The sequence below is a fragment of the Pseudomonas sp. B15(2017) genome (assembly GCF_002113215.1).
GTDB lineage: Bacteria > Pseudomonadota > Gammaproteobacteria > Pseudomonadales > Pseudomonadaceae > Aquipseudomonas.
The window spans coordinates 23,922-28,622 of record NZ_NEJZ01000015.1 but is presented as its reverse complement, the minus strand read 5'-3'; the positions used below and the strand labels follow the sequence as shown (position 1 = coordinate 28,622).

Here is a 4,701-nt window from a genome sequence, read left to right as displayed (position 1 = left end):
CGGAGATACCGTCCGTGACTACATTATTTTTGTGATCAGGCAGAGACAGCACGCGCCCTGCCGGTCAGGCCCCGGCATCAGGTGCCGGCACGGTCATTCGAATTCAGGAGGATGGCGCGGCGCGCGCGTGCAGACTCGCGTTGAACGCGGGCACACGCAGAAAATCGGGGGGAGACAGGCTGGAGAAGAACGCCGCCGCGCGGTCGGCGCAGGCAACTGGAAAGTGGGCCGAATCATTGGCGACAGATGTCGCCCCGTTCATTGCATCGACAATTGCAAACCGCGTGACCAATTGAAACCTCGACTTCCATTTGAGGGTCAACGACGAGGAACAACCTGCGCGGGGATGACAGCGCCAGGGTGGTCCCGATCGGCTGCGACTGCCGGGTCTGTAGACACACGGCAATCTTCTGGCGCCGGGTTTATGACCCGAAGCGCCGGCGGATAATAACCACGTTTTTTGCTGGTGAGGCAAACAAAATGTAGGAATTCGACGAAATAAATATCAGCTGTTTCCTACACCCTTGTGACGATGGCAAAGAGACAGGAATGTCAAAAATGCTCGAACACCGCCCCACCGTTTCGCCCATGCAACGGGCCTCGAAACCCGCGCAGAGTCTTGACCGGCCAGTGAAAAAACCACCGCGCGACGTGTTGCAATCACCCAGCGCTAACAAACGCTAACAACGCATAACTGGCAGTCATTCGGCCGTGAAGGCAGGCTTGAATCTCACCGCTGAACGCCAGGCCACCTGCGAACCTTTTCGGTCGCCTCGCTCAGTCGAACGATGGTTTTGCGAGGGATTCGACCATGGCTGAAGGTTATCGCAACAATTGCCTGCGCGAGGCTGACCGGCTCGGCAATGACGAACTGTATGCCTTGGTCGCGGGTGCCGTCAGCCATGGCCGGGGGGAGGCGCAACAACTGTTCGCGACGGTGACGCCGTTACTCATCGCCTTTTACGAGGGACAGGCGCAGGCCGGGCGGATCCGTCGTGAAGACACCGGCAACCTCGTCCAGCAAGCTTTCAGGATGCTCTATCAGGAACAGGCCGCCCATGACCCGAGCTTTCCGTTTCGCGCCTGGCTGATCGAGATCGCGCGCTCGACTCTGCTCAACAATCCGGGCCATCGCGGCACTGACGCCGTGGCCACGGCCGACGCTTTAGCGGGTGCGCCCATACGCGAATGCCATGAAGCCACACGGGCAACGTGAACCGCCCTTCTCGCTGTGCAATGCTCTTCAGGGAATGCCCATGATTGATATCGAAAAAACCCTCTACTCCGCGCATACCCACACCACAGGAGGTCGCGAGGGCACAGGGCGCAGTCAGGATGGCCGACTGGATCTCAAGCTTTCTCCACCGGGCGCACCCGGCAGCGGAACCAACCCCGAGCAATTGTTTGCCGTGTGCTGGTCGGCCTGTTTTCTGGGCTCACTGCGCCATGCCTGCAACGCGCGCAAGATCGGTTTTCCGGCAACGGCCGGAGTCGATGCTCAAATCGATCTGGTCCATGGGGAGCAGGGTTTTTTCCTGCAGGCGAGACTGGCGGTGTCACTGCCGGAGATCGAGCCTGAGGTGGCGCAACAACTGATCGACGCGGCGCACCAGAATTGCCCTTACTCCAAGGCCACGCGCAACAACATCAAGGTCAGCATCACCCTCGCCTGATCCGCCTTTTGCCCACAGCAAAACGCCCAGTCTTCCAACCACACCTTCGTACTATCCGGCGACACCATGGTGCAATAGATCGCGCCCGGGGCTTTTGATGTGATGGCGGGAAACCGACAAAAGCCAGGAGTTGCGCATGAACAAGCTGACGACTGCCGCGGGCGCGCCCGTGGTTGATAACAACAACGTACAGACCGCCGGCCCGAGAGGCCCGATGCTGTTGCAGGACGTTTGGTTGCTGGAAAAACTTGCGCACTTCGATCGCGAAGTCATTCCTGAGCGGCGCATGCACGCCAAGGGTTCGGGTGCGTTTGGCACTTTCACCGTCACCCACGACATCACCCGTTTCACCAAGGCCAAAGTGTTTTCCTGCGTGGGCAAGACCACCGATGTGTTCGTGCGCTTCTCGACCGTGGCCGGCGAACGTGGCGCGGCGGATGCCGAGCGCGACATCCGTGGATTCGCCATCAAGTTCTATACCGAGCAAGGCAACTGGGACCTGGTGGGCAACAACACGCCGGTGTTCTTTCTGCGCGATCCGTTGAAATTCCCCGACCTCAACCATGCGGTCAAACGCGACCCGCGCACCAACCTGCGCAGCGCCCGCAACAACTGGGATTTCTGGACACTGCTGCCCGAGGCGCTGCATCAGGTCACGATCGTCATGAGCGACCGCGGACTGCCGCGCACCTATCGCCATATGCACGGTTTCGGCAGCCATACCTTCAGTTTCATCAGCCCGGCGAACGAGCGTTTCTGGGTGAAATTCACCTGGAAGACCCAGCAAGGCATTGAAAACCTCACCGACCAACAAGCCGCAACCCTGATCGGCGATGACCGCGAAAGCGCCCAGCGCGACCTGTACAACGCGATCGAGGAAGGTCACTTCCCGCAATGGAAGCTCTACGTGCAAGTGATGCCGGAGCTGGATGCCGAGACTTATCCGATCAACCCGTTCGACCTGACCAAAGTCTGGCCCCACGCGGATTACCCGCTGATCGAAGTCGGTGTGCTCGAACTCAACCGCAACCCCGACAACTACTTTGCCGACGTCGAACAGGCAGCCTTCAACCCGGCCAACGTGGTGCCCGGCATCAGCTTCTCGCCGGACAAAATGCTTCAGGCACGACTGTTCTCCTACGGCGATGCACAGCGCTATCGCGTCGGCGTCAATCATCATCAGATCCCGGTGAATGCGCCGCGCTGCCCGGTCAACAGCTATCACCGGGACGGCCAGATGCGCACCGATGCGAACGCGGGCAGCACAATCGGCTACGAGCCCAACAGCTACGGCCAGTGGGCCGAGCAACCGGATTTCAGTGAGCCACCGCTGGCCCTCAAAGGCAGTGCCGGACACTGGAATCATCGCGAGGACGACGATTACTTCTCGCAACCGGGTGCGCTGTTCCGGGCCATGTCGCCCGCCCGGCAACAGGTCTTGTTTGAGAACACGGCGCGCTCGATCCATGGCGCCAGCGCCCAGACCCGACAACGCCACATCGATAACTGCACCCGTGCCGATCCGGCGTACGGTGCAGGTGTTGCGCAGGCCATCGAAGCGCTGGGCTGATCCGCAATGATGCAAGCAGGGCCGGCAGGATTGATCCTGCTGGCCCTGCTGCCGTTGTCAGTCCTCTACGATGCTTTTCGCTTCAAGAAACGCTTCCAGCCCCGACACCCCGACCGGCTCCATGATCACCCCTGCATGCCCCACAGACCGGACCAGCTCGTAGTTCTCCAGCACCTGCGCTGCGTTGGCGAAGGACTGCGACGCGTACTGGCTGACCCATTGCGCACGGGCCAACGGTGCGCCGTATTTCTCGATGGCGGTGTCGCGTATTTCGTCGGTGCTCTCCAGTACCGCCGCCTGAAGGCGCTTGAGCATGTCGATACGCTCGGCTTTGGAGGTACGCCCCATCGTGTTTTGCGCACGCTGGGCGGCGGCGATGGCTTGCCTGGCGTCGTCTCGGTTGGCCAGGGTGACGGTGCCGATGACAGATTCCGTTGCCGGGTTGATGCATTCGATCGTTTCGCGGCCCTGAACGGGCACGAACACGCCATCGATGTAGCTGTGCTTGATAGTCCACATGTCGATATTCCCAAAGGGTTGAAACAGCAACGCCCGGAAAATCCGGGCGCTGGTCAGGGCGACGGCTCAGTCGGGTAATGATTCACGGCTGAAGGCTTGCACCTCCTGCACCAGGCCGCGAGCGGCCATTTCCACCAGTTGCCGGCCCTTTTCCGGCGAAGCCTGCGCCGGGTCCGAGCCCATTCGGCCGTCCGGGTGACGGGCGCGAAAATCCGCCGCCTCACGGATCGGTCCCCAATTGGCGATCTGCGGCGAATAGTCCGCCGACTTGATGGAATCGGGGTATGCCCACTGGGTCACGGCGATTTCCGAAGGCGTGGCATGAATGCCGTGGCCGGTCGGGAACTGCTCACGGGCCAGCTCGTTAACTCCTTCCAGGTCCCACCAGTTGCACAGCTTCAGGGCGAACCCGGCTTTGCGGCGGGCGAAACTCGCTTCAGCGTACAGCTCCGAAAACGCGGCTTCGATTGACGCGATGTTGCCGCCGTGGCCATTGAGGAAAAAGATCTTTTCAAAGCCGTGGGCGGCCAGCGAACGAGTCCAGTCGGCGATAGCAGCGATGAAGGTCGAAGGCCTGAGCGAAATGGTGCCGGGGAAACCGAGGTGATGCTGCGCCATGCCGATGTTGAAAGTCGGGGCGATCAGGAGGTCGGTGTTCTTCTGCGCTTCATGGGCGATGATTTCCGGGCACATCCAGTCGGTGCCCAGCAGGCCGGTCGGCCCGTGCTGTTCGTTGGAACCGATCGGGATGACGATGGTGCGGCTGCGTTCGAGAAATTGCGCTATTTCGGACCAGGTCGATAGGTATAAAAGCATCAGGATTCTCACTCTTCGAAGGTTCCTCGCGGAACGAGGCTGGGTGTTCAATGCACCTGCAACAGCAGCGTCATTGATACCACCCGCCTCCCTTCAACGACAGAATACGAAGGTATCGGAATC

Annotated in this window: 5 protein-coding genes; 3 read left to right on the top strand and 2 right to left on the bottom strand. The window is 60.5% G+C overall.

The window, feature by feature from the left end; all coding sequences use genetic code 11:
- Positions 1-811 precede the first annotated feature (811 nt).
- From CAF73_RS20800 to CAF73_RS20790, 3 genes are all read left to right on the top strand, one after another.
- Positions 812-1,216, top strand: a complete 405-nt coding sequence (locus CAF73_RS20800; protein ID WP_085703685.1) for a hypothetical protein — start codon at positions 812-814, stop codon at positions 1,214-1,216.
- 40 nt (positions 1,217-1,256) lie between these two features.
- Positions 1,257-1,673: an organic hydroperoxide resistance protein gene (locus CAF73_RS20795; RefSeq protein ID WP_085700391.1), complete on the top strand. Its 417-nt coding sequence runs from the start codon at positions 1,257-1,259 to the stop codon at positions 1,671-1,673.
- 136 nt (positions 1,674-1,809) lie between these two features.
- Entirely contained in the window at positions 1,810-3,243 is a 1,434-nt protein-coding gene (locus CAF73_RS20790; protein ID WP_085700392.1) for a catalase, read from the top strand.
- Positions 3,244-3,300: 57 nt separating this feature from the next.
- Here CAF73_RS20790 and CAF73_RS20785 read toward each other — a convergent pair whose 3' ends face one another.
- Both CAF73_RS20785 and CAF73_RS20780 read right to left on the bottom strand, forming a co-directional pair.
- Entirely contained in the window at positions 3,301-3,762 is a 462-nt protein-coding gene (locus CAF73_RS20785) for an aldehyde dehydrogenase family protein (protein WP_234204888.1), read from the bottom strand.
- A 66-nt stretch (positions 3,763-3,828) separates the two neighbouring features.
- Positions 3,829-4,578, bottom strand: coding sequence for a creatininase family protein (locus CAF73_RS20780; protein WP_085703684.1), 750 nt, complete (start codon positions 4,576-4,578; stop codon positions 3,829-3,831).
- Positions 4,579-4,701: the final 123 nt, after the last annotated feature.